General features: G+C 49.1%; 26 protein-coding genes. 19 read left to right on the top strand and 7 right to left on the bottom strand.

Annotation, left to right across the window (positions count from 1 at the left end):
• Positions 1 to 5: 5 nt before the first annotated feature.
• Positions 6 to 764, bottom strand: a complete 759-nt coding sequence (locus KNP93_RS03645) for an SLAP domain-containing protein (RefSeq protein ID WP_214853203.1) — start codon at positions 762 to 764, stop codon at positions 6 to 8.
• Positions 748 to 3,108 carry a preprotein translocase subunit SecA gene (gene secA / locus KNP93_RS03640; RefSeq protein ID WP_214853192.1) on the bottom strand — a complete coding sequence of 787 codons (2,361 nt, stop codon included), beginning with the start codon at positions 3,106 to 3,108 and terminating at the stop codon, positions 748 to 750. Before secA ends, KNP93_RS03645 begins: the two co-directional genes overlap by 17 nt.
• Before the next feature lie 276 nt (positions 3,109 to 3,384).
• On the opposite strand from secA, the gene pgmB reads away from it, so the two are divergent.
• Entirely contained in the window at positions 3,385 to 4,047 is a 663-nt protein-coding gene (gene pgmB, locus KNP93_RS03635; protein ID WP_114595055.1) for a beta-phosphoglucomutase, read from the top strand.
• Between the two features lie 147 nt (positions 4,048 to 4,194).
• Here pgmB and KNP93_RS03630 read toward each other — a convergent pair whose 3' ends face one another.
• Positions 4,195 to 5,676: an N-acetylmuramoyl-L-alanine amidase family protein gene (locus KNP93_RS03630; protein WP_131972284.1), complete on the bottom strand. Its 1,482-nt coding sequence runs from the start codon at positions 5,674 to 5,676 to the stop codon at positions 4,195 to 4,197.
• A 292-nt stretch (positions 5,677 to 5,968) separates the two neighbouring features.
• Here KNP93_RS03630 and KNP93_RS03625 point away from each other — a divergent pair, with 292 nt between their 5' ends.
• The 4 genes from KNP93_RS03625 to chrA are packed head-to-tail and all read left to right on the top strand — an operon-like array spanning position 5,969 to position 9,860.
• Positions 5,969 to 6,370, top strand: coding sequence for a Rok-like winged helix domain-containing protein (locus tag KNP93_RS03625; RefSeq protein ID WP_131502245.1), 402 nt, complete (start codon positions 5,969 to 5,971; stop codon positions 6,368 to 6,370).
• Positions 6,371 to 6,427: 57 nt separating this feature from the next.
• Positions 6,428 to 7,471, top strand: a complete 1,044-nt coding sequence (locus KNP93_RS03620) for a glycosyltransferase family 4 protein (protein ID WP_214853190.1) — start codon at positions 6,428 to 6,430, stop codon at positions 7,469 to 7,471.
• Positions 7,472 to 7,526: 55 nt separating this feature from the next.
• Positions 7,527 to 8,648, top strand: coding sequence for a DUF418 domain-containing protein (locus tag KNP93_RS03615; RefSeq protein WP_131502243.1), 1,122 nt, complete (start codon positions 7,527 to 7,529; stop codon positions 8,646 to 8,648).
• A gap of 54 nt (positions 8,649 to 8,702) precedes the next feature.
• On the top strand, positions 8,703 to 9,860 hold the full coding sequence (chrA, locus tag KNP93_RS03610) for a chromate efflux transporter (protein ID WP_214853188.1): 1,158 nt from the start codon (positions 8,703 to 8,705) through the stop codon (positions 9,858 to 9,860).
• Positions 9,861 to 9,949: 89 nt separating this feature from the next.
• On the opposite strand, the gene KNP93_RS03605 is transcribed toward chrA, so the two are convergent.
• From KNP93_RS03605 to KNP93_RS03595, 3 genes are all read right to left on the bottom strand, one after another.
• Complete coding sequence (locus KNP93_RS03605) at positions 9,950 to 10,381, bottom strand: GNAT family N-acetyltransferase (protein WP_131502241.1); 432 nt, start codon at positions 10,379 to 10,381, stop codon at positions 9,950 to 9,952.
• Entirely contained in the window at positions 10,356 to 11,387 is a 1,032-nt protein-coding gene (locus KNP93_RS03600; protein WP_131502240.1) for an LCP family protein, read from the bottom strand. Before KNP93_RS03600 ends, KNP93_RS03605 begins: the two co-directional genes overlap by 26 nt.
• 68 nt (positions 11,388 to 11,455) lie before the next feature.
• Positions 11,456 to 12,097, bottom strand: coding sequence for a YigZ family protein (locus KNP93_RS03595; RefSeq protein WP_188005462.1), 642 nt, complete (start codon positions 12,095 to 12,097; stop codon positions 11,456 to 11,458).
• A 98-nt stretch (positions 12,098 to 12,195) separates the two neighbouring features.
• On the opposite strand from KNP93_RS03595, the gene KNP93_RS03590 reads away from it, so the two are divergent.
• The 14 genes from KNP93_RS03590 to KNP93_RS03530 all read left to right on the top strand — a co-directional run bounded on the left by KNP93_RS03590 (position 12,196) and on the right by KNP93_RS03530 (position 22,998).
• Positions 12,196 to 13,368, top strand: a complete 1,173-nt coding sequence (locus KNP93_RS03590) for a sensor histidine kinase (RefSeq protein WP_131502238.1) — start codon at positions 12,196 to 12,198, stop codon at positions 13,366 to 13,368.
• Positions 13,365 to 14,060 carry a response regulator gene (locus KNP93_RS03585; RefSeq protein WP_012371334.1) on the top strand — a complete coding sequence of 232 codons (696 nt, stop codon included), beginning with the start codon at positions 13,365 to 13,367 and terminating at the stop codon, positions 14,058 to 14,060. Before KNP93_RS03590 ends, KNP93_RS03585 begins: the two co-directional genes overlap by 4 nt.
• A gap of 134 nt (positions 14,061 to 14,194) precedes the next feature.
• Positions 14,195 to 15,040 (top strand): DegV family protein, encoded by an 846-nt coding sequence (locus KNP93_RS03580; RefSeq protein ID WP_114595065.1) that lies wholly within the window; start codon positions 14,195 to 14,197, stop codon positions 15,038 to 15,040.
• Positions 15,041 to 15,199: 159 nt separating this feature from the next.
• A complete protein-coding gene (locus tag KNP93_RS03575) occupies positions 15,200 to 16,414 on the top strand; it encodes a helicase-related protein (protein WP_131972289.1) in 1,215 nt (404 codons plus the stop codon).
• A 127-nt stretch (positions 16,415 to 16,541) separates the two neighbouring features.
• Complete coding sequence (locus KNP93_RS15765) at positions 16,542 to 16,667, top strand: hypothetical protein (RefSeq protein ID WP_255508362.1); 126 nt, start codon at positions 16,542 to 16,544, stop codon at positions 16,665 to 16,667.
• Entirely contained in the window at positions 16,654 to 17,058 is a 405-nt protein-coding gene (locus tag KNP93_RS15610; protein WP_251138602.1) for a ComF family protein, read from the top strand. Before KNP93_RS15765 ends, KNP93_RS15610 begins: the two co-directional genes overlap by 14 nt.
• 459 nt (positions 17,059 to 17,517) lie before the next feature.
• The gene (gene flgM / locus KNP93_RS03565) at positions 17,518 to 17,766 is read left to right on the top strand and encodes a flagellar biosynthesis anti-sigma factor FlgM (RefSeq protein WP_012371329.1); all 249 of its coding nucleotides are present in this window, start codon (positions 17,518 to 17,520) and stop codon (positions 17,764 to 17,766) included.
• 95 nt (positions 17,767 to 17,861) lie between these two features.
• Positions 17,862 to 18,269, top strand: coding sequence for a flagellar protein FlgN (locus KNP93_RS03560; RefSeq protein WP_131502235.1), 408 nt, complete (start codon positions 17,862 to 17,864; stop codon positions 18,267 to 18,269).
• 12 nt (positions 18,270 to 18,281) lie between these two features.
• Complete coding sequence (flgK, locus tag KNP93_RS03555; RefSeq protein WP_131502234.1) at positions 18,282 to 19,811, top strand: flagellar hook-associated protein FlgK; 1,530 nt, start codon at positions 18,282 to 18,284, stop codon at positions 19,809 to 19,811.
• 7 nt (positions 19,812 to 19,818) lie between these two features.
• The gene (flgL, locus tag KNP93_RS03550) at positions 19,819 to 20,778 is read left to right on the top strand and encodes a flagellar hook-associated protein FlgL (protein ID WP_131502233.1); all 960 of its coding nucleotides are present in this window, start codon (positions 19,819 to 19,821) and stop codon (positions 20,776 to 20,778) included.
• Positions 20,779 to 20,795: 17 nt separating this feature from the next.
• Positions 20,796 to 21,374: a DUF6470 family protein gene (locus KNP93_RS03545; protein ID WP_214853175.1), complete on the top strand. Its 579-nt coding sequence runs from the start codon at positions 20,796 to 20,798 to the stop codon at positions 21,372 to 21,374.
• A 4-nt stretch (positions 21,375 to 21,378) separates the two neighbouring features.
• Positions 21,379 to 21,819, top strand: a complete 441-nt coding sequence (fliW, locus tag KNP93_RS03540; protein WP_251138601.1) for a flagellar assembly protein FliW — start codon at positions 21,379 to 21,381, stop codon at positions 21,817 to 21,819.
• Positions 21,819 to 22,046, top strand: a complete 228-nt coding sequence (csrA, locus tag KNP93_RS03535; RefSeq protein ID WP_026827533.1) for a carbon storage regulator CsrA — start codon at positions 21,819 to 21,821, stop codon at positions 22,044 to 22,046. Before fliW ends, csrA begins: the two co-directional genes overlap by 1 nt.
• Positions 22,047 to 22,173: 127 nt before the next feature.
• Positions 22,174 to 22,998 carry a squalene/phytoene synthase family protein gene (locus tag KNP93_RS03530; protein ID WP_131502230.1) on the top strand — a complete coding sequence of 275 codons (825 nt, stop codon included), beginning with the start codon at positions 22,174 to 22,176 and terminating at the stop codon, positions 22,996 to 22,998.
• Between the two features lie 47 nt (positions 22,999 to 23,045).
• Here the strand turns inward: KNP93_RS03530 and KNP93_RS03525 are convergent, their stop codons facing one another.
• Complete coding sequence (locus KNP93_RS03525; RefSeq protein ID WP_131972292.1) at positions 23,046 to 23,948, bottom strand: alpha/beta hydrolase; 903 nt, start codon at positions 23,946 to 23,948, stop codon at positions 23,046 to 23,048.
• Between the last annotated feature and the right edge of the window lies 1 nt (position 23,949).

Raw genomic sequence — 23,949 nt, 5'->3', positions numbered from 1 at the left:
GGGGATTATTCCGGCAGATACCGTAAATCCAGTGAATCGGCCGGATGTGCTACGTAATCAAAGCTTAAACGGATTGCGTGTTCACTCTGCGAGGACACGGTCAGCGAAGTATGCCGGGTTGCAGCGACGGCCTGATCACCAAGCAGTAACTCAAACGACAGCGAATCCAGCTCGAGAGACTGTCCGCTCGGATTACGGACCAGCACGATGGCCTCGACCTTTTGTTCCTGTTTAAAAATCGAGACCGGTAACAGGGACCATCCATCTGTCGGCGGGGCAGGGTGCGAGAAAGCGATTTGGCGAATCAAACGCTGTTCCGGAGCAGAGAACGACTCATCGATTACGAGATCCGTCAGCTGTTCATTCGAGAAGACGAGTTCGAGCGGTGCATCAAGCGTCGATAAATCAACGAACTGTTCTTCATCGGAAAACTCGAGCCAAAGCGGTAAGGTCGCTGTCGGAAGAAGGACCGGTACTTCCTCAATCGTGAATATTTTCCGGGCGACGAGCTGGTCACCTGACAGGACGAGAACGACCAAATCATTCAGCTGGAAAGAACGCGGAAGCGTATTTTGGAACAACGCAATCACGTGTAACGGTTCGGTCTGTAACACTTGAAAGAGATGGATCGCCAACTGGTTGGGTCCGAGTTTCGGTAACTGATTGAGTGCATAGCGAAAGACATACTCGTCTTCTTTGACAATCGGCATATCCTCGGTAAAGTAAAGCGCGGGTTGAATGTCAGAATCAATCGACGGTTGCATGAAGCAGTCCTCCTTGCAAAGTAGTCTCGTCCAGACGACATAGTCCAGACACGACTTGTTTTTCAAAACTGAAGATGGCATAACGGAAATAATCCATGCCTTCCCGTTCGAAGATCCGAACCGGCTGTTCTTGACCGTAACTGCGTAAATGAATTCCTTCCTTGAGCGAGTTCATCGCCGTCAAGTGACTCGTCCACTGTTCGTCCAGGGCAAGTAACATGAAACGTCGTGCCGTCTCTTCATCTTCGGCAATCTGCAAGGCCATTTTTTGATCGACTGAAGTAATCAGCGGTTCCATTTGTTGTTGGATGGTCTCGATCGAGTCACCCAGGACCAATTCAACCGGTTGATGCAGCAGCTGCTCCAGTTCCGCCGTCAATAATTCGATTGGCCATTCTTCCGGAACGAGATCATCCGTCAAATATTGCTCGAGATAGGAATGGATGGTCCGAGCCGCAAACGGCTGAACAAATTGTTCCAGCGTCGCCGAATCAACGATTTGGTTGCGAAGACGATAAATGGCAAGGCGCTGTTCACTGATGACTTCCTCGAGTTGGACAAGGTCGTCACGGACACTGCGGTTGACAGATTCACACGTTTCCTGAGCATAGGCCATCAGTTGCTGAGCTTCTTTTGCATGAACCGGACCGGTGACAGGACCAAGTTTCTTTGTGACACGCTCTAACCGTTCGCGCGCAAACCGGCGGGGCAGATCATCCTCAAGCGACAGGTAGAACCGGGTCAGACCGGGATCGCCTTGGCGTCCTGCCCGACCACGCAACTGGTTATCGATCCGGACGGACTCGTGCCGTTCCGTGCCGATGACGAACAAACCGCCCTGCGCCTTCGCCGCATCATCAAGCAGGATATCCGTTCCGCGTCCTGCCATGTTTGTCGCAATCGTCACCCGACCGTGGCGGCCGGCGGACTCGATAATCCGAATTTCTTGATCGACGGTCTTGGCATTCAGTATTTCGTAAGGGATCTGACGTTGATCAAGGACATCGGCAACCTTTAAGGATTGTTCGATTGAAGTCGTTCCGATCAAGACGGGTTGTCCCGTCAAATGAGCCGTTTCGGTCGCTGCCGCAATCGCTGAATATTTCTCGGAACTCGTCAAGAACAGGACATCGGCTTCGTCAATCCGAATTTTAGGACGATTCGGTGGAATTGAGACAACATCCATCCGGTACGTCTTCAAAAATTCATCGCGAGACGTGGCAGCAGTACCTGTCATTCCGGACACATGATGATACATGCGGAAGTAATGCTGAATCGTAATTTGCGCCGTCGTCCGGTTTTCTTCGGTCACGCTGACGTGTTCCTTCGCCTCGAGCGCTTGATGGAGGCCATCCGATAAACTTCGTCCTTCCATCAACCGTCCGGTGAATAAGTCGACGAGCGCGATTTTATCATCCTTGACGATATAATCGACATCCCGTTTCAGAACGACGTGGGCCCGAAGTGCTTGGATGACATAGTGGAACAGGACGGCATGCTCGGCCGCGAACAGCTGATCGATACCGAAAATCCGTTCGATCGTCTCGATACTTTGATCGGTCAAGGCGACCGCTTTGATTTCTTCGTCGTATGAATAGTCAGCGTCTTCTTTAAAGTCTTTGACGACATGACGAACCAATTGCTGTAATCCTTCATGGACGGTATCGCGTTCCGCCATGATAAGCGGTGTTTTTGCTTCGTCAATCAAGACGCTGTCGACTTCGTCAATCAAGGCGAAGCGGAGGGGGCGTTGCAGACGATCCTCTTGTCGCATGACTAAATGGTCGCGCAGATAATCGAAACCAAATTCCGTTCCGACTCCGTATGTAATATCAGACGCATAGGCCTGTTGTTTTTCTTCGAATGACAGTTCTGCTGAATTGATGCCGACCGTTAAACCTAAAAACCGGTGAATCTGACCGATCTGTTCCGCATCACGCCGGGCGAGATATTCGTTGACCGTGATGACATGAACCCCTTGACCGTGTAAAGCCTGGGTGAAACTTGCAAGTGACGCGACCAGTGTCTTTCCTTCACCGGTCGCCATTTCGGCGATGTGTCCGGACAGAAGGGCCAATCCACCAAGTAACTGGACATCGTAGTGACGAAGACCGAGTGTCCGCTTGCTCGCTTCACGGACAAGCGCGAACGCTGTCCCGGTGAGGGCTTCGATTTTCTCACCAGCTTGAAGGCGGGTTTTTAAGGATTGTGTCAAAATCCTTAATTCTTCATCCGTTTTTTGTTCCATTTCTGCTTCCAGACTGTTAATTAATAAAACGGTTTTTTCATAACGGCGCATTCTGCGGCTCTGTTCATCTATTAATTGTTTAACACGCTGAAACATAGTTGGTCACTCCTTCGGTTCGACTGTCAAACTCGCTTTTATTATAACAGTTAAAAATTGTAAAACGAATAGTAAAGAGCGAAATAAGTAAAACATTCCCTTGAAATTGAAAACGGTTTCTTTGGGGAAAGACTAATGATTTGGATTTGTTTTTTGATAACGCTTGCAAACAATGTGGGGAACAGGTAAAATAATTCTTGAGGCAAGTGCAATCGTTTGCGCAAATCATTCGATTTCTTGTCTTTCATGTACGATGGATGAAAGGATGGATGTCGAATGGCACCAACGATTGAAGCGGTCATTTTTGACTTGGACGGCGTAATTACCGATACAGCCGAGTATCATTATCTGGCTTGGAAACAACTGGGTGAGGAGTTGGATATCCCGTTCGACCGGGAGTTCAATGAAACACTGAAAGGCGTCAGTCGGACTGATTCGCTGGAGCGGATTTTAACACTTGGCGGAAAGCAGGATGCTTTCACGGAACAAGAGAAAGTTGCGCTCGCAACGAAGAAGAACGACCATTACGTCACGTTGATCCAGCACATCTCAGAACAGGATCTTCTGCCGGGAATCATTGCGTTCCTTGACGAAATCCGTGCGACTGGGCTGAAGATCGGAATGGCGTCAGCTTCTAAAAATGCGTTGACTGTCGTTGAGGCACTTGGAGTTCGGCATTATTTTGACGACATCGTCGATGCGGCAACCGTCGCCCGGTCAAAACCACACCCTGAAGTGTTTTTACGGGCAGCAGAGGCGCTTGACGTCGCACCTGAACGTTGTATCGGTGTAGAAGATGCAGCAGCAGGAATCACGGCCATTCACGCAGCGGGTATGTATGCTGTCGGCGTCGGTCCGGAAACGACGTTACATGAGGCAGACTATCGTGTCGATTCGACGGATTTGCTTTCCCTTGAGCAGATCCTAGCTAGTCGCTAATGACCATCCGCCATTCCCTGATGGCAGATAGGTTTATCTGATTGATCTCTTTTCATGTGAGTACAAAAGGACCGCTTCCCTGAGCGGTCCTTTTGTCATATAAAAAAACGCTCGTTCCGACAAACGGAATGAGCGTTTTTGCAGTACTTAAAGTGTCGCGAGAATACCGTCGGCAATCGCCCGGGCATAACGCGCTTGATAAGCGGGATCCGCCAGTTTCGCACGGTCAGACGTATTGGATAGGAAACCGAGTTCCGCCAGGACGGCTGGTGCCTGCGTCCCCCGAATGACGGCATAGTTAGCGAAATGGACACCCCGGTCACGCATACCGGCATAACCTGTCATCCGTTGTTGGATCGCCTGGGCGAGTTGAACCGAAGTGGTTCCCTTATAGTAGTAACTTTCCGCACCGGACGCACTACCGGCATTTGAAGCATTGATATGGATACTGACGAACCGTGACGTTGACAAGGCATTCGCCATCGCACTCCGTTCGCCTAATGACGGATAATAATCGTTTGTGTAACGCGTCAGCGTCAAATCTACTTTTCCCTGTAGAAGACCGGCGACTTGACGCGCGACGGACAGGACGATGTCCCGTTCTGCGAGCCCTGCCCGGACAGCACCGGGATCATAAGCACCGTGTCCGGGATCGAGGACAATCAAGGGACGATTCGTTGGGCTTGGCTGGAAAATCGTCAAGTAAGTGGCTTCGACATATCCCCGTCGTCCGTCCGCTGTTTGGACAGCAACAAAACCACGTGTCTTATGAAGACTGTTTGTCACGACAACCGGCGTACCGCGGCCGAGACGAGTGAGTTGTCCGCTGAGGACGGAAGCGGATGACCGTAAGGCAACGGTGCTGCCGGCATCAATCAGGACATACATCTTGCTACCGCTGTAATCCGCATTTCCGGCAGACGGTGCAGTAGGGGAAGCTGTTCCCTTTTTCAAATACGTACCGATGACGTATCCGGTCTTGCCCCCGTAATTGATTTTATGCCAGTTCGAACTGACGGATAGGGACTGGACGACTTGATTGCTCGGAATCGTCATCAATAAGGCACCGGATGTCGTCGGGGCACTCCGGAAGTTCAGCCGTTCGGTCGTCGTATAAGCTGTCGATGATGCCGTCGCTTTCTTTAAATAGGCACCCGATACAAAACCGGTCTGTTTGTTATACGTCACTTTGTACCAATCGCCGTCCCGGAAGCTTGATGCGAGCGTCGTATTCGCGGGAATCGTCAACAGACGTGCCGAAGACGTCGAGGCTGCCTGTCGTAACGACAAAGCATCTGTCGTCTGGTAATTCGTTTTTGTAAAGTTCGTCCCGGTGACGACTTTCGTTAAGTATTGACCGAGTACATAACCCGTCTTGCCATTGTGTGTTACACGATACCATTCCCCGATCCGGTAGTTGGACGTCAGAGACGTTTTTTTCGGAATCGTTGTTAATTTTTTCGAAGAGATCGAGTTAGTCGAACGTAAATTCAATAAATCTGTTGTTTGATAGATTGTTTTCGTAAACGTTACGCCGGATGCAGCCGATACTAATGAGGACGGAAAAGCGATGGTAGTCAGAAGCAAAAGTACTAGTGCCATTGTTAAGATTTTAGTTAATTTGTCCATTAAATTTCCAGTCTCCTTTTAAGTAGAATGAATACGTATAAAACCTTATATAGTCAATTAAGTATTTTTAAAATAGTTTAATTTATAATTTATCTATTCCGTTCTAGCTCCTTTCTGTTAATATGAAGTGTAGTCAAGTGACAACCAATGAGAGAAAAATATTACAGAATAATTAAATATATAATAAAATTATATATTAAAGAGGCAAAATGCAGTTTGTTTTATTTCAAAAAACATACAATTGAAACATAATTGAAATATTTATGTTTAATTTAGGAAAGTAGGTTAACAAATGGGATCGAGTGAACATATCTACCGAGAACTGATGGAAATCGAAGAGGAATACCGTCGTTTGCAACGACGCGCTGAATATTTAATCGCAGAATTAAGCCGGGGAACAAGCGATTCAGCAAAAGAAATCGCGGTGACACAAGAACGTCCCCTTAAACAACGCCGAGTGAATCAACGTTACCCGCTGGAAGTGTATGTCCACCAAATCAGTGACTTGATGCGTGAGCGCGAGTCGATGTCGGCACGCGATATCCAAATGGAACTCGAACTCCGGTACCGTCACCAAATCAGCAACATCTATCAATTGATGGCCAAAGTGGAACAAGCGAATCCTGCGATTAAAAAAGTCGGACGCGGTATCTATACATATGATCCATCTGCAGAAGTCCCGATCTTCATGTGAGCCGCTCGTCGGCTCTTTTTTTTTATGATATAATTCGCGCAGGAGCGTGATGTTATTATGTTATGGACGGCGTCCATTGTCTGTTTTATCGCGGCCTTACTGATCACACCCGTTGTAAAACGCTTTGCGATTGCAGTCGGTGCCGTTGACAGTCCGGACGCGCGAAAGGTACACGTACGAATTATGCCGCGGTTAGGCGGACTTGCGATTTACATCGCATTCATGATCGGTTACTTTATTTTGCAACCTTCCAGTCCCTATGCGACACATATCCTGGTCGGAGGCTTTGTCGTGATTTTGACGGGAGCACTCGATGACCGTTTTCAATTAAATGCCCGGCTTAAATTAATGGGGCAGATCGTCGCGGCCGTGGTCGTCTTAAACGGCGGTATCCGGATTGAGTTCATCAATCTGCCGTTCGATCAACAATTATTTCTCGGCTGGTGGAGTGTCCCGCTGACGTTTCTATGGGTTATCGGTATCACGAATGCCGTCAACCTGATTGACGGGCTGGATGGCCTGGCGGCAGGGGTGTCGAGTATCGTTTTGCTGACGCTGATCAGTCTCGCCGTCATTCAGGGCAATGTCTACGTGACGATTGTCGCGATTCTCTTATTAATGAGTACATTTGGTTTTCTGTTCCACAACTTTTATCCTGCAAAGATTTTCATGGGGGACACCGGGGCGTTATTCCTCGGATATATGTTAGGTGTCTTGTCATTGCTCGGTTTCAAGAACGTCACCTTGTTTTCGCTCGCGGTTCCGGTCATCCTGCTCGGTATCCCGATTTCCGATACCTTGTTTGCGATCGTTCGACGGATGTTACAGGGAAAACCACCGTTTGCGCCGGATAAAGCCCATCTTCATCACCGGTTACTCGACCTTGGGTTTACGATGCGGCAGGCGGTACTCGTCATTTACGGACTATGTGCCGTTTTCGGGATGACAGCGATCCTCTTTTCACAAACGACGTCGCTTGGAGCACTGGTATCCTTGCTGATGTTATTGCTGGTACTCGATATTTTAGTCGAATCGCTGGGCTTACTGGGTGAGCGTTATCGACCGTTACTGGATTTGCTGGAACGCATGACATCAAAATGACCAATCAGCCGCTCAAATCCGTTTGAGCGGCTGATTTGGCGATGGGAGAGTCGAGATGAATCCGATTGAACGAGCAGATCGAATTGTCTATCTGGATGTTTTGCGGGGATTTGCTTTATGCGGAATCCTCTTTGTCAATATGCCGAGTTTCCTTGGGGAACGTTTCACGAATGAGATGGGAACTGCCGATCAGGTGTTGCGCCTGCTTTTTGACCTGTTCATCCAAACGAAATTTTACACGTTGTTCAGTGTTTTATTTGGAGCCGGCTTTATCTTATTCATCAATCGCTTGCGGGTGAAGAAAAAATCACTGTGGATTTTCGTCCGCCGCTTGCTGGCTTTATTTCTATTCGGTCTTATCCATCTGTTGTTCTGGAGAGGGGATATTCTGCAGACGTATGCCCTTTGCGGCTTGATGTTGCTTGCCTTCGTCCACACACGATCATCAACGAAACTATGGATTGGTCTTGCCTTACAGCTGTATGTCTTCTTTCGTTATCTCTCGATTTATCAATATGCCCAGTCTGTCGGGGACCGGTCGATTCCGAACCCGGATATGGCCCTGCAATCCATCGTGGCGGCACGTGACATTATGGAATTCGTCACCTATCATGCGACCGTTCAATTACCGCACGGTTTAAACAATTCACTGGCGATTTGGCCGGAAATTCTTTCCCTGTTTTTAATCGGGGCTTACTTCATGGAACGGTTCACGGCCCGACCGCCGGCGACCCGAACAATCGGTCTCGTGTTCGGCGTCAGTCTGTTGCTGTCGTTACCGTTACTCTATCCGATCGTTCAGATTCATCAGGGGCGCATCCCGGATGGACTGGCCAACTACTTTTTTGTCTGGCTGTCGGGGCGCACACTCGCTGTCGCCTATGCAGCGGGGATTGCTTTACTCGTCCGGTCAGGACGTCCGTTAATGGGATTTCAAGTGTTGGGACGGATGGCCTTGACGAATTACCTCACGCAGACGTTTGTCTTTACACTGGTGCTGTTCGTAACCGGGCGATACGGGACGATTCCGCTCTGGCAGGGAATGTTACTGGTTATCGTCGTACTAGTCATGCAAATCCTGTTCTCGAGCTGGTACCTGAAACGGTATCGTCAAGGTCCTGTGGAGACTTTTTGGAGAACTGTCACATATGGCGGGGAAAAATCACGAAACGTCTGAATGGTCACAGAAAATTTACAAATTTTTCGTATAATTCAGCGTGGAGGTGGTTATATGAACAGATGGATCGAAATTTTTATCGTGTCCTTGAAGCTTGGATTAACATCATTTGGCGGACCGGTTGCCCATTTAGGCTACTTTTACGAGGAATACGTCAAGCGAAGGAAATGGGTGGATGAGAAAGCCTATGCCGATCTCGTCGCCCTTTGCCAATTCTTGCCAGGACCGGCTTCGAGTCAGGTCGGGATGGGAATTGGTCTTGTCCGGGGTGGAGTCGTCGGGGCGATCGTCTCATTCATCGGCTTTACGTTACCATCAAGTATTCTGTTAATCATTTTTGCGTTGCTCGCAACCGAATTTGATTTAACGGAAGCCGGTTTCATCCATGGTCTGAAACTGGTTGCGGTCGCCATCGTTGCGGATGCGGTTCTCGGTATGGGAACAAAACTTGCAGTTGGTCCGAAACGGTTATTTTTAATGTTGCTGGCGTTGGCCGGTGTCTTGGTGCTTGCCCATCCATTGGCACAAGTCGGTGTCTTGCTTGTTGCGGCACTGATTGGTCTATTTTGGTTTGAAGATGAACCTGCGGGTGGTGGGAAACTAGGTATTCGTGTGCCACGTGTTCTCAGCATCGGTGCGTTGATTTTGTTCGTCGTCCTGCTCGTCGTGACACCTTTCCTAGCCGCTAACGCGACAGGAAATCTTCAACTGACGAGTATCATGTACAGTGCAGGTGCACTCGTGTTTGGTGGTGGACATGTCGTCCTGCCATTCTTACAGCAGTCGCTTGTGCCGGACTTTTTGACGGGTGATAGTTTTCTTGCCGGGTATGCGGCAGCGCAAGCCGTCCCGGGACCGCTCTTTACCTTCGCGACGTACCTCGGGACGGTCGTGAACGGACTGATGGGCGGAATCCTTGCGACTCTCGCCATCTTCCTGCCTGGCTTTTTACTTGTCCTCGGTGTCCTGCCGTTTTGGGACCGGGTCCGTGGCAACAAACAGGTCGGCCGGATGTTGATTGGTGTCAATGCGGCGGTCGTCGGAATTCTGCTTGCTGCGTTATATGATCCGATCTTCACGTCGAGCGTCAAAACAGGAGTCGATTTTTTCGTTGCATTCGGTTTGTTTTGTCTGCTCCGATTTTATAAACAATCACCGCTCCGGATTGTTATTTTGGGTGCATTGATTGGATCCGTCATGGGCTGGTTCTGATTTTGAACAAGACAAAGGGTGGCAGAATTGTTCTGCCACCCTTTTCTTTGTAGAGACTGACGTTTAAGTTAACCTCTCTCTATAACCAATCACGTATCGGAAACGTCATCGCATTCAAGTGTCACGAGTACGATTGAATCTTGTTTGACTTGACGGATGGATTGAAATCCGAATTTTTGATACAACGCAATCGCCGGCTCATTTAAGGCAGCTGTAGAGACGAAGCGGAGCGGTTGTTTTTCGCAGGCATACCGGAGCAGTTGCGTGGCGATACCTTGACGAAAATAATCCGGGGAAACGAGCAACCGGGTGATGGTCTCACCTTCGACTGTTACCGCTCCGACGAGTCGCCCGTCAAGACGCATGATATAACCGATCGGGTGCTCCTCGTGCAACGCGGCTTCTGTCTGAAGAAGCGGTGGAAAGAGAGCGGCACCGATCAATTCTGCCTCGACCCGGTAAGCCTGTTGTTGAAGCCGGTAAAGTTCGGGATAATCAGTTGATTCCAGTCGTTGAATCATCGGTAACCTCCGGTGTTGAAGTCGATTCATCCGCTGTATCAGGCAAGTTCAACTGTTCCTTTAACATCGTTTTCGCATCGGCGAGAGAACCTGGGTCGAGCTTATAATAGTAGGCACCGTTGATCTTGGTATCCGTCCCTTTTAAATCAATCCGGTTGACGGTATTCAAGGATTTGACGAACGGCTGTAATTGGAACGCTTCCGTCAGGGACATGTTTGTCGTGAAATTATCCCCGGTCGCATCCATCAACTTGTTCAGCTTTGTGATGGATCCAAAGGATGTCGATTGATCGATGATCGCTTGGACAACCTGTTGTTGGCGTTTCGTCCGTCCGATATCTCCTTCTGGATCTTCGTAACGCATCCGGGCATAGGCAAGAGCTTCCTCACCGTTTAAGCGTTGAAGACCGGGCTCGAGTTTGACGCCGCCCTTTTTGTCGGAAGAGTTTAACGTATCGATTGGTAATTTGACATCGACTTCAATGCCGCCGACAGCATCGACAATCGCAACGACACCATTGAAATTGATTGAACCGTAATAATCAATCGGGATATCGAGCAACTTTTCGACGGTTTCAATCGTTGAATCAATGCCGCCGAACGCATAGGAATGATTGATTTTATCTTCGTACCCGACAGATGGGATCATGACGAGGGAATCACGAGGAATACTCAGCAAACTGACTTGTTTATCCGTTTTGTTGAACGTTGCGACAATCATCGTATCGGCACGTGAGGACGTATCACCCGGACGTTCATCCGTTCCGACGAGCAGGACGGAAAAATGATCTTTCGTTAAGTCGACGGCAGCAGCCCGCTTATCTGATTTATCTCCACGTGACAGTTCGACTTCTGATTGTTTGGCGGTTTGGAACGTTTTATTAGCGACATAGGCAAATGCAGCACCTCCAGCGATAAATACGACTAGAAAAACGGTGACGAACACTTTAAACCACGACCGCTTTGGTTTTGGTTTGGTAGAACGGGATCGTTTGGAATCATCCACGATTCATTACTCCTTAATTTACTGAATTATTAGAAAACTTTTAAATTCTTTACAATCAGTATAGCAGGTCAAGGTTGAATGTCACGTTCGACATAGCGCGAATGCGTTTTCTCGAGCAGGGCTTGCCCGTTCGTCAAATTCGTCATCCACTCAAGGAAGGCGGGGACGGCTGTTTCCTCGACCCAGACATCGATTTTGACATGATCAAGATAATGAATCTGATCAATGATGTGTTCGGTTGCCCGTAATTCATTTTCCAGCTTTCCGAGCCAGGTGTAGTCGACCGTGATTTCCACTAAATCGTGGGCAATCCGTTCAACGATACCGACAGCGTTCAAGCCTTCCGAGACACTCGAGCCGTAAGCCCGGATCAATCCGCCGCCGCCGAGCTTGATGCCGCCGAAGTATCGGGTCACGACGACGACCGTATTGCGGAGATTCCGTTTTTTTAAGACTTCCAGCATCGGGACGCCTGCCGTTCCACTCGGTTCGCCGTCATCGTTGGCTTTTTGAATCTCATTGCGTTCGCCGATGATGTAGGCGGAGCAATTATGATTGGCATCCGAATGTTTTTTTTTGAGGTCCGCAATGAAGCGCTGAGCCTCTTCTTCCGAGGTGGTACGCGCCAAATATGTAATAAATCGTGACTTTTGGATAATGATTTCATGGAAACCGTTTTCTTTTACTGTATAATAATTAAATAATGTCATAATCAAAAATGTCCTCCTCGTTAACTAGTTCTTTCTAGCATAACGACGATTTGAGAGAGAGACAACCGTGGGGACTGGCAAGGAACGGAGGGAGTAGTATGACGAATGAGATGGGGGAGCGACTGTCCTTGAATGATATCGTACAGAACATCATTGGTGTCGTAGAAGAAAGCCGGGAAGAAATCGTCCGGATTACCGAAAGTTCACGTGAGCAGTATGCTGAAATTCAGCAGGAGCTACGGGAGTTGAAGACACGTGTTCACGACTACATTAAAGAAGCTGAACGGCTGGAACGACACATTAAGGATTCGAAAGCGCGACTCGTCATCGTGAGCAAAAACTTCGACAACTACTCGGAACAAGATATTCGTTCTGCTTATGAGACGGCGAACTCGCTTCAGCTCGAGTCATTCATCAATCAACGCGATGAGATGAACTGCCGCAAACGGCGGGACGAGCTCGAACGACGTTTGATTCAACTGGACGAAACGATAGAACGTGCCGACATGCTGATCAGCCGTGTTTCGGTCGTGTTGAATTTCCTGACGGACGACATGCAGGTCATGAACGAAAAGTACGAAAAAGCGATGCAAAAACAAGAGATGGGTTTAAAAGTATTCCAGTCGGCAGAGAATGAGCGCCGCCGCCTGTCGCGGGATATGCATGACGGTCCTGCGCAGACGCTTGCCCACGTGTTGATCCGGGCTGATTTGATTGAAAAGATTCACCAGCATAATGGCGCGGAAGCGGCCTTTGAAGAAATACATCGTCTGCGGAAATTGATTCGTGATGGATTAGCTGACATTCGACGTATCATCTATGATTTACGGCCGATGACGCTGGATGATCTCGGATTCGTCCCGACACTTGAACGCTATTTACGACATATGCAGGAAATTTCCAACATCCCGATTCACTTTAATTATCTCGGAGGCGGCGAACGGATTGAGTCCACATATGAAGTCGCCGTCTTCCGAATTGTGCAGGAAGCGGTCCAAAATGCAGTTAAGCATTCCAAAGCAGGGGACATTCGTATTATCATAGAACAGTATCAACATTCCGTTCGAATTCATGTTAAAGATAACGGGATCGGATTTGATTTTGATTCCATCGTCGAATCGTGTGATGAGTCATTCGGACTGATCGGGATGCGGGAACGGATTGAATTGATAGACGGGGAATTTGAGATTGAGACGCAGCCAGGTAAAGGGACAGTCATCAAGGTAAGGATTCCAGTTGAGGAATCCGGAGTGAGAGGAGAAACACTGTGAATAACGAGCAAGTAAAAGTAGTCATCATCGACGATCATCAGTTATTCCGGGAAGGCGTCAAACGGATTCTTGATTTCGAAGAAGAGTTCGTCGTCGTCGCGGAGGGCGAGAGTGGAGCAGACGTGATTCCACTCGTTGAAGCACATCAGCCGGATATCGTCTTAATGGATATAAATATGCCGAAAGTCAACGGGGTCGAAGCAACGAAACGTTTGATGGAAGTCCATCCGGAAGTCCGGGTCATCATCCTGTCAATCCATGACGATGAAACGTATGTCATGCATGCGCTTGGAGCAGGGGCGGTCGGTTATCTCTTAAAAGAGATGGCGACGGATGAACTGGTCAATGCGATCCGGTCTGTGTACCGGGAAGGCGGATATGTCCACCCGAAAGTCACACCGAACCTGTTACAGGAATACCGTCGTCTGATGAAGATGAAGCAGACGATGTCTTCACAACCGATTGAAAAACGTGTCGCCGAAGCACCGTTACATGTGTTGACACGCCGGGAATGTGAAGTCCTGCAGCTGCTCGCGGACGGTTTCTCGAACCGGGCGATCAGCGATACGTTGTTCATCAGTGAGAAAACCGTTAAAAACCACGTATCCTCTATTTTACGTAAGATGAATGTACCCGATCGGACCGGTGCTGTCGTCGAAGCGATTCGCCGCGGCTGGGTCGTCGTCGTTTAAGGTCAGGACGGAAGCCGATTCGGCTCCGTCTTTCTTTTTTTTAGACTTCAACCTGTGATATGATAAAAACCGATTGTGACCTGTCAGAATACCTTATGTCACGACGGAACTCTTAAAAGCGAGGAAATTCACGAATGAGCCAGATTGTGATTTTAACGGATAGTACTGCCTATCTGCCAACTACCTATTGTGAAGAAAACAATGTCCATGTTGCACCGCTCAGTGTCATCTTTGACGGAGATGCGTATCGTGAAGGACTCGATATTTCCGTACCTGATTTTTATCAACGGATTCAGACGGGAAGTTTACCGACGACCTCACAGCCGAACATCGGTGATCTTGTTGATTCGTTTGAACAACTTCCGCAAGGGACGGATATCATCGGTATCACGTTATCAAGCGGAATCAGTGGGACGTACCAGGCCTTACATACGATTAACATGATGGTCGAACACGTTCAGGTCCATCCGATTGATTCGCGGATTTCCTGTATGCCGCAAGCCTTTTTAGTCAAAGAAGCCGTTCGGATGCGTGATGCTGGTGCGACGGCGCTTGACATCGTCGCCCGTCTTGAAGCATTAAAAGAAGTCATCCGTGCCTATTTCGTGGTCGATGACTTGGAACACCTCCAACGCGGCGGACGTCTCAGCATGACACAAGCTGTCGTCGGTTCTTTCCTTAAAATCAAACCGGTGCTTCATTTCGTTGACGGGAAAATCGTGCCGTTCGAAAAAATCCGGACGTTCAAACGGGCCGTCAAACGGATTGAGGAAATGATGGATGAGACGATTCAAGGAACCGGTGCCGGTCATGTCATCGGTGTCATCCATGCGGAAGACTCTTCAAAAGCGGAAGCGGAAATTGCCGTCCTGCAAGAACGGTTCCCGGACGCCCGGATTGAGATGAGTGTGTTTGGTCCTGTCATCGGGACCCACTTAGGACCCGGTGCGATCGGCATCACCTGGTATCAAGAAGCGTAACCCTGTATTATCCATAGGACATACAATGAACAACGGCGTATCTGCGAAAGCAGGTACGCTTTTTTCGTCCCGTTATGCTAAATGGATGCTTCCAGGCGGCGGCAGGAAGTCCGTTCGACTTGCCGAAAAGGAGAGTCAGTCAACGAAAGGAAGTGACTTATGGATTTACGTGGACGATTGATTCCCGACTACCGGCTCGACATGTCGGTCGATGCTCCTCTTGAATACCGGCCAGCTGTCACGTGGCGTTGCGAGCGGTGCGGAAAATTACCGACCCGCGGACCGTGTACGTGCGGGAAACGCTGTTATTACTGCCGCCATTGTTTGATTTTCGGCAAACTGCGGACGTGTGACCGCCTTGTCACGGATCCGCGCCCGCTTGACCCCGTCCGTCCCGATTATCATACGGAACTGAATTTGACGAGTGATCAGCAACGGATTGCCGATGCGATTATCCGGACGATTGATCAACAAGAGAAGCTGCTTGTCCATGCCGTCTGCGGCGCCGGAAAAACGCCGATGTTGTTTCCGGGCATCGAACGGGCACTTTGTACGAATCGCCGTGTCCTGATTACGACGCCGCGCGCGGACGTCGTCCGGGAATTGACAGGGCATCTGAGACGGGCGTTTCAACAGGCAACCATCGTTTCGTTGTTTGGAGGGTCCGCTGACCGGTTGGGACTCGGCGACATCACAATCAGTACGACCCATCAATTGATTCATTACCGCGCGTGTTTTGACGTCGTCTTCATTGATGAGGTCGATGCCTTTCCGTACCGGACCGATCGGACGTTACACCGCTATGTCCGTCAGGCGACGGCTCCCGGTTCTTCTTTGATTTTACTCAGTGCGACACCTTCGTTGCGCGATCAACGCCTGCCAACGGTTCGTTTGATGCGCCGCTATCATGGTTTTCCGTTGCCGATTCCCCGCCTGCAGATTCCCTATACGAAACAGGATATCGTAGACTGGCTTCGGACGCATGCGACTAAACCACGTCTGTTGTTCGTGCCGCAAGTCGCGGCGCTTGAGACATGGCAGACCTTTTTGCATCAGCAGGGGATCGAGTGCGAAACCGTCCATGCTGCCGATCCGGAGCGGGTCACAAAGGTCGCCCGTTTCCGTCAGACGACCGGTATTTTGTTGACAACGACGATCCTCGAACGGGGCGTGACGTTAGTCGACGTTCAAGTGGCAGTTCTCGATGCCGATCAATCTTTCAGCAGTGCGGCCTTGATTCAAATCAGCGGACGGGTCGGACGAAATGCTGATTTTCCGGAAGGGGACGTCGTATTGTTTGCGAATGACCGGTCCGATGCGATGTACCAAGCGATTCATCACATTAAACGAGCGAACCGGGAGGGATTTCGATGAACTGTTACCTGTGCAGGCAGGACTTTTTACCCGGCTGGACGTTATCAAATGTCTGGACTAGTCAAACCCTGTGTCCGACCTGTAAAATAGAATTTGTAAAAAGAGGGGAATGCGGAGGGTGTGAGGATTGCGGAAAACCGGGACTGCCGCTCTGTTCGGATTGTCAGAACTGGCGCAACCAGGGACGACGATTGGTCACGCACCCGCTATTTCTTTATCAGACACAAGCAAAGGCGTTCATGAAACGGTATAAGTTTCTCGGGGACACGGCTTTGCTCGACGTGTTTAAAACAGAGCTCAAAAAGGTAAAAGTCAAACAGGATTGGATTGTCCCGATTCCGCTCAGTCCGGAACGTTTGCGCGAACGCCGATTCAATCAGGCGGAACTGATCGCCCGGATGATGCGGGGACGGGTCCGGCTTGTGCTCGAACGGGCGGATGGAGCCGCATTCAGCCATCAGACGAGGCACGAACGACTGGAACGGGACAATCCGTATCACGTCATTCAGCCGGTGACCGGAAAAACGATTTTGCTAGTCGATGATGTCTATACGACCGGAATCACCTTGCACCAAGCGGCTTCGCGGCTTTATGGAGCCGGCGCCAAAGAAATTTCTGCGGTAACTTTATTTCGAAGTGTTTAAAAAATCTTCATTTCTGCCGATACTCAATATGAGGTGAAGGAAATGGATGTATTAAACTGCAAAACTTGTGGGAAGTTATTTGTTCGTCAATCTTCTGATCTGTGTGTCGATTGTATCAGAAAAGATCATACTGATTTTGAGAAGGTGCGTGAGTTCCTGCGAGAACGGCGAAAAGTCCGAACCTCACCTAAGGATGTTGAGATGGTTATCGGAGTAAAGAGAGAAACGGTCTTCCGTTACATCAAAGAAGGGCGATTGTTGATCTCTGAGATTTCTCAGATGGACATCATGTGTGAGAGTTGCGGGAAGCCCTCCCGTGATGGCACGATTTGTGCCGGATGTCGTGAAAAACTGCGACGTGACCTCGCCCAAGCGATGCTAGATTCTTCTACCCCTTCGAAACCGCGAACGTATCGAACTTGAATTAAGAATCTTGTAGTCTAGAAAGCAGGTGTTCACATGCGAATTGATTCTACGAAATGGGTTAACATGCCTAAAACGTACGAAAGAAATCAAAAAGTAGAAGGAACAGAACCAACACGCACGAATCGGCCGGATGAAGTGACGATTTCAAGCGAAGCGCGTCTGCGTTTCAATGAAACGACGCCTTCACGGACCGAAAAAATCGAATCCCTTCGACAAGCCATTCAGGATGGAACCTACAAACCGGATGCGAAGAAAATCGCGGAACGTTTCTTGAACTTGTAAGAAGACTAACTTAGACAATAGAGGCGACTCGGGGCACGGATGCGCGGGTCGCTTTTTATATGAACGAACATAGACGGAAGAGGAGGACATGACGGATGGAACTCATCGATCAGCTGACGGCGGAACATGCCGCACTACTTGAATTGGCAAAAGAAAAAAAGCAGGTCTTGATTCAAAATGATATGCAACGTCTTTCGCAACTCGTCAAGGAAGAGCCGATTCATTTAAAACGAATCGAACAGTTGGAACAACAACGCCTGACGCAGATGGGCACGATGACGATGACGGAGTGGCTTCAAGCCCACCCGGAGGATGTCAATTCCATGCGTCGGTTACTTCAAACGATTGGTCAGTTAAAAGTACTCAACGAATTAAATGCTGATTTACTGACCCAATCGTTACACTACTTAAACTGGCATCTGGAATTGTTGATACCAGAAGCAGATGATTTTACATATGGTCAGTCCGCGCTTGATCGCGCACATTTCAATCGAAATGCTTAAGGAGGCAAATACATGGGATCAACATTCATGGGGCTTGAAACCGGTCGTCGTGCACTGACGACGAATCAGTGGGCGCTCCAGTCGACCGGAAACAATATCGCAAATGCAGGAACGGCCGGCTTTTCGCGGCAACGTCTTGTCATGGCGACGACGGAACAACTGTCGATGGCAATCGGTACGGGTAAAATGGGACAAATCGGTACGGGTGTAAAAGGTGAACTCCTCGAACGTGTCCGCGATGTCATGCTCGATAAACAATATCGAGACGAGGCAACGAAGACATCTTACTATGGTACAAAAGAAGCAGCATTCGGTCGTATGGAAGATGTCATCAATGAACCATCCGATACCGGCTTGTCCAAAGCATTTGACGGGTTTTGGGAATCCCTTCAGACCTTATCAACGAATCCCCAGGATTCAGGTGCCCGGAGTGTCGTCCGTCAAAAAGCGGAGACATTGACACAAACGTTTAATTACATGGCGAAGGCACTTAATCAAGTACAAGGTGACCTGAAAAGTGAAATTGAGGTCTCGACTAAAAAAGTAAATGATCTGTTCAAAAAGATTCATAATATCAATGCTGAAATTCATACAGTCGAACCGCTTGGTGTGTTACCAAATGCACTTTATGATGAACGAGACCGTTATTTCGATGAACTTGCAGAGTACGTCGATTTTGAAAAAGTATCAGTCGACGGTGATGCGATTCAGCAAGGAACACTTGGGAATACGGTTAAAACGGCAGAAGGCCGGATTGATGTTCGAATCAAATTACCGAATGGTGACAAGTTGCTTGCAGTGGATTCAGATTTACCAAAAGCAGGAACGTTGACCTTTACAACAGATGACAATGGTCTCTATACAGGATTCAAAACAGATTCACAAACGATCTCATTTGACGCAGCCGGCGGTTTTTCATCAGGTCGATTAATTGGTCTGATTGAGATGTACGGACACGTTGAGGATGGTCAAGCAACGGGTGAGTATGTCAATATGCAGGGACACCTGGATGAGATGGCAGCAACGTTTGCGACAGCATTCAACGAAGCGCATGCGACGAATGTAAAAAAAGACGAAACAGCGGGTACAAGTGAATTTTTTGTTTCTTCCAACGGAGGAGTAATCACAGCGAAGTCGATCACGCTTGGAGCAGACATTAAAAAGAGCCTGGATAACATTGCTACCTCGACAGACGGAAACATCGGTGATAGTGCCGGTGCCTTGAAACTGGCCAACATGAAGACGGCAAGCATTCGTTTTGAACGATCCGATACGACGACGACAATCGGTTCGTTTTACCAAAATGTCATTGGAGACATGGCAGTCGCAACGGATCAGGTCGCTCGGCTCGGTCAGAGTTCTGCCGTTTTGATGGAAAGTGCGGAACAGCGCCGTATGTCGGTTTCGGCTGTTTCAATCGATGAAGAGATGACGATGATGATTCAGTACCAACATGCATACAACGCGGCAGCGCGTAATATTACTACGGTTGATGAGATGCTTGATAAAATCATCAATGGTATGGGAATCGTAGGACGGTGATGACTAAATGCGCGTAACACAAACGATGCTGACGAAAACAAATATCGGACATCTCTCCGCCAGTTATCAAAAACTGAGTGCGATGCAGGAACAATTGATCAGTGGAAAAAAGATTCAGCGACCATCTGAAGATCCGGTCGTCGCAATGCAAGGGATTCGTTACCGGACAGAAGTGCGTGAAGTCGAACAGTTCAAAAAAAATGTCAATGAAGCGACAGGTTGGATGGACTTGACGGACTCGGCACTCAACGAAGTGACATCCGCCATGAGTCGGGTCCGCGAATTGACGACACAAGCTGCGACGGATACGTATGATGCTACGCAACGGAAAGCAATTCAGAGCGAAGTGGGTCAGTTGATTGAACATATCGGGACACTGGCGAACACGAAATATAATGAAAAAGCCATTTTTAATGGAACAAAGACGGATCAACCCTTCATTTCGATGGAAGGTCTGAAAGAATATTTAACGACACCAGGTAAGGCGGTTAATACCGTGTTTACAGACGGTGATCCAACTCTAAAAGAAGAAGAAGTCATCCGTTATGAAATCTCTTCCGGAATTGAAGTACAAGTCAACGTTTCACCGACAAATGTATTTAGTCCGGAGACGTTCACGACGCTCAAAAAATTATACGATGCTCTTGGTGGGGTTTCAGACGCAGGTGCCGTCGATAGTTCAAATAATGGAGCCGAATTATCAGGGATGTTAAAAGATCTTGATAGTATGCTCAATCAGACGGTCGAAACGCGTGCTGACCTTGGGGCGCGGGTCAACCGACTTGAACTGAACGCATCTCGTCTGGAAGATCAAGAAATTATCGCAAAATCGGTCATGTCGGATAACGAAGACATCGAAGCCGAAAAAGTCATCATGGAACTGAAGTCGTATGAAACGTTACATCGTGCGGCACTCAGCGCGGGGGCGCGGATCATTCAGCCAACCTTGCTTGATTTCTTACGTTAAGAAGGAGATGACGGACGGTGAATCTGCCACATCTTGAGATGCGTCAAACGTCAGCGAAAATTGGAATCAATACCACCCGTGCGACACTTGAGCAACATCAGGCGCCGGCGACATTATCGATTGAACAACCAAAAGGGAATCTGTCGATTGAAACCGTCGCAGCACGACTCGAAATTGATTCGACCCAAGCGATGATTGAAACGGGACGACTTCCGGCTTTTGAGTCAGTCCAGCGTTATGCAGAATATGGTCGTCAGATGGGGCAACAGGCAGTTGGCCGGGCAGCGTCTGAAGGCGATCAATTGATGCGAATCGAGCAAGGGGGAAATGCGGTATCCCGCGTCGCAAAATCGCGGGACACACCGCCTGCTGAAGTGACGACACTCGGCTTTTCGCCACGCAGTCTCGAACGCGTCAAAATCAATTATACACCGGCGGAAGTGCAACTCAATTACACGGCAGAACGACCGCGAATCGAGGTTCAGATCAATCGACCGGAGTTGAATGTGACGGAAGGTACGGTCGAAATTTATCTGCGGGAACAAAATCAAATGGATATGTGGCCGGTCGGCGGCATGTTCGATGGGGAAGGATAATCATATGCAAATCATTACTGATTTTTTTGGTCCGGTTCAAGTGGACGAAAGTGAAATCATTACTTTCGCTTCGGAAGTACCGGGTTTTCCGGAAGCACGACGCTTTATCCTCTTACCGTTCGGCGAAGGGATTCCTTTTTGGTCATTCCAATCGATTGACCAGCCGGAGTGTGCGTTTGTCGTGACGAATCCATTTTGGATTGATCCGGATTACGTGTTTGAATTACCGGAATCGGCGAAGGAGCAACTTGGGATTCAGGAAACGGCACAAGTCGCCGTCTATACGACGGTCACGTTACGTGAACCGTTCCAGGAATCGACGACGAACTTACGGGCACCATTCGTCATGGAGACGAAACGCCGTCAAGCGAAACAAATCATTCTCGATGAAACGTACGCGAATCGTCGGATGATCGGCAGTTTGACCGAAGTAGGTGGCCGCTGATGCTCGTCTTAAAACGAAAAACGGGAGAAGCGATTCAAATCGGGGATGATATTGAGTTGACGATTCTCGCGATCGAAGGGGATCAAGTCAAACTCGGTATCAATGCGCCCCGGCAAATCGATATCCACCGCAAAGAAATCTATCTGGCGATTCAGGATGAAAATGCGGAAGCTTCGCAAAGTACCGGTCTGATGAGCCAATTATTAAAACAACGAACAGATACATGACCAGGACGGGACGGACTTCAATGTCGGTCCTGTTTTTTCGTTCAACAAAAAAATGCTCAATTCTTTTGAATCGTGTATAGTAATGTAGAGAAAAGAAACCTTTTTGACTAAAGAGGGAGTGTAATGGATGAATGAGACGAAGCAGCTGAAGAAAGATGCGAATCGTGTATTAAAAGCGACGAGCCGGACCTTTTATATACCGATCAGCCGTCTGTCACAGGAACTACAGGAAGCCGTCGGAGCGGCTTACTTATGTATGCGGGCCATCGATGAAATCGAAGACCACGAAGAATTGCCGACCGGGGTCAAGACGACATTATTGCGCGAAACGGCGTTAATGATGCGGGGAACATTCGACGAGCAGACATACCGGACGATGATTGCCCCTTACGCGAATCAATTGCCGGAAGTGACACTGCGCCTGTCAGAGTGGATTGCGTATTGTCCGGCGGGTATTCGAACGAAAGTCCTGGAATCGACAGCCGAGATGGCAGAAGGCATGGCCACTTGGGCAGAACGGGACTGGACGGTCAAAACGGCAGCAGATCTTGACGAGTACACGTATTACGTTGCGGGACTGGTCGGTGTCATGTTATCCGACATCTGGTACTGGAAAGCCGGTATCGTGACGGACAAGCAGCAGGCGATCGGATTCGGACGGGGACTGCAGGCCGTCAACATCCTGCGCAATCAACAGGAGGACGCCGAACGCGGTGTCGGCTATTTCCCACCGGGTTGGACGACGGAGACGATGTTCGAGTATGCCCGGGAGAATCTGGCGGAAGCCGATGCATATCTCGCCTCGATTCCAAGAGAGACGACGATCTATGAGTTCTGCAAGATTCCGCTTGCACTCGCCCACGGAACACTGGATGCGCTCGCGCGGGGAAAAGAAAAACTCAGCCGGCCGGAAGTCCTGAAGATTGTCGGGAGTGCCGTTCTAAAACGATAATGGATAGACGAAAGGAGACATTGTTCCTCGGAACAATGTCTCTTTTTTTAGCGGATATCTTCGAGATACGATAAAATTTTTTCTTCATAGGCTTGCCGGTCATGTTTGTACGACTGGACGTGCCCGCCGTTTTTCGTCACATACAATTCAGACCGTGGAGCCGCTTTTTGCAGCCGCATACTTTCCGTGACCGGAATCGCATCATCGTCCTTCCCGTGAATCATCAAAATCGGATAATCAATCCGGCGGATGGCTTCGAGTGGTTGGACGCGTTCCGGGTTCAGTCCCGTTAAAGGCGGTGTCACCTGGAGGATGACCGGCGTGAACGGGAAGTTCGGCAGACCGCTCCAGACCGGCAGATTCGTCGCAAGATAGTTCTTGAGATCACTGAACGGACTGTCCGCGATGACACCCGCGACTTCGGCTTTCGGTGCCGTGACGAGAGACGTTGCGGCGCCCATCGAGATTCCGTAGAGGACGACGGGTTCTGATGCCCGGGACTTCGCATAGCGGACGGCGGTCAATAAATCATCCTGTTCCTTCGCTCCGACCGTGACGCGTTTGCCTTCCGATTGACCGGAGCCGCGGAAATCAAACGTCAGGACGTTATAACCGGCTTGATGGAACTTTTTGAACAGCGGCAACACCGGGACATCGTTTTGTTCCCGGTTTTTTCCGTACCCGTGGGCAAAGACGATCGTCAACTTGGCGTCTTCACTCGGAATCCACCAGCCGGACAGACGGGTCCGGTCTTTGTAAGAGCGGAACGAGATATTTTCGTACGCCAGATCCTCCGCCTTTTTCGGATTAGTCGTCAACGGTTCCCGGGGCGGCTCCGTTAAGGAAGAACCGACATAAGCAGAAATGCCGACGATGGCAATCAACACTAAGACGATGAGGACAATCAGTCCGGCAATCAATTTCTTGCGATGTTTTTTCAAAAACGACACG

Source organism: Exiguobacterium sp. s166, from assembly GCF_018618855.1.
In the GTDB taxonomy this organism is placed as follows: Bacteria; Bacillota; Bacilli; order Exiguobacteriales; family Exiguobacteriaceae; genus Exiguobacterium_A.
Note: the sequence above shows the minus strand (reverse complement) of the source record. Positions and strands in the feature narration are given on the sequence as shown.

Bases quoted from the DNA above. Each gene is read 5' to 3' on its own strand.
- KNP93_RS03605 (WP_131502241.1), bottom strand. From the start codon at position 10,381: ATGATTCAACGACTGGAATCAACTGATTATCCCGAACTTTACCGGCTT.
- KNP93_RS03625 (WP_131502245.1), top strand. From the start codon at position 5,969: ATGGGATCGAGTGAACATATCTACCGAGAACTGATGGAAATCGAAGAG.
- KNP93_RS03530 (WP_131502230.1), top strand. From the start codon at position 22,174: ATGAATGAGACGAAGCAGCTGAAGAAAGATGCGAATCGTGTATTAAAA.
- KNP93_RS03645 (WP_214853203.1), bottom strand. From the start codon at position 764: ATGCAACCGTCGATTGATTCTGACATTCAACCCGCGCTTTACTTTACC.
- KNP93_RS03575 (WP_131972289.1), top strand. From the start codon at position 15,200: ATGGATTTACGTGGACGATTGATTCCCGACTACCGGCTCGACATGTCG.
- KNP93_RS03580 (WP_114595065.1), top strand. From the start codon at position 14,195: ATGAGCCAGATTGTGATTTTAACGGATAGTACTGCCTATCTGCCAACT.
- flgL (WP_131502233.1), top strand. From the start codon at position 19,819: ATGCGCGTAACACAAACGATGCTGACGAAAACAAATATCGGACATCTC.
- KNP93_RS03615 (WP_131502243.1), top strand. From the start codon at position 7,527: ATGAATCCGATTGAACGAGCAGATCGAATTGTCTATCTGGATGTTTTG.
- KNP93_RS03630 (WP_131972284.1), bottom strand. From the start codon at position 5,676: ATGGACAAATTAACTAAAATCTTAACAATGGCACTAGTACTTTTGCTT.
- KNP93_RS03560 (WP_131502235.1), top strand. From the start codon at position 17,862: ATGGAACTCATCGATCAGCTGACGGCGGAACATGCCGCACTACTTGAA.
- flgK (WP_131502234.1), top strand. From the start codon at position 18,282: ATGGGATCAACATTCATGGGGCTTGAAACCGGTCGTCGTGCACTGACG.
- KNP93_RS03595 (WP_188005462.1), bottom strand. From the start codon at position 12,097: ATGACATTATTTAATTATTATACAGTAAAAGAAAACGGTTTCCATGAA.
- KNP93_RS03590 (WP_131502238.1), top strand. From the start codon at position 12,196: ATGACGAATGAGATGGGGGAGCGACTGTCCTTGAATGATATCGTACAG.
- fliW (WP_251138601.1), top strand. From the start codon at position 21,379: ATGCAAATCATTACTGATTTTTTTGGTCCGGTTCAAGTGGACGAAAGT.
- pgmB (WP_114595055.1), top strand. From the start codon at position 3,385: ATGGCACCAACGATTGAAGCGGTCATTTTTGACTTGGACGGCGTAATT.
- chrA (WP_214853188.1), top strand. From the start codon at position 8,703: ATGAACAGATGGATCGAAATTTTTATCGTGTCCTTGAAGCTTGGATTA.
- secA (WP_214853192.1), bottom strand. From the start codon at position 3,108: ATGTTTCAGCGTGTTAAACAATTAATAGATGAACAGAGCCGCAGAATG.
- csrA (WP_026827533.1), top strand. From the start codon at position 21,819: ATGCTCGTCTTAAAACGAAAAACGGGAGAAGCGATTCAAATCGGGGAT.
- flgM (WP_012371329.1), top strand. From the start codon at position 17,518: ATGCGAATTGATTCTACGAAATGGGTTAACATGCCTAAAACGTACGAA.
- KNP93_RS03620 (WP_214853190.1), top strand. From the start codon at position 6,428: ATGTTATGGACGGCGTCCATTGTCTGTTTTATCGCGGCCTTACTGATC.
- KNP93_RS15610 (WP_251138602.1), top strand. From the start codon at position 16,654: ATGAAACGGTATAAGTTTCTCGGGGACACGGCTTTGCTCGACGTGTTT.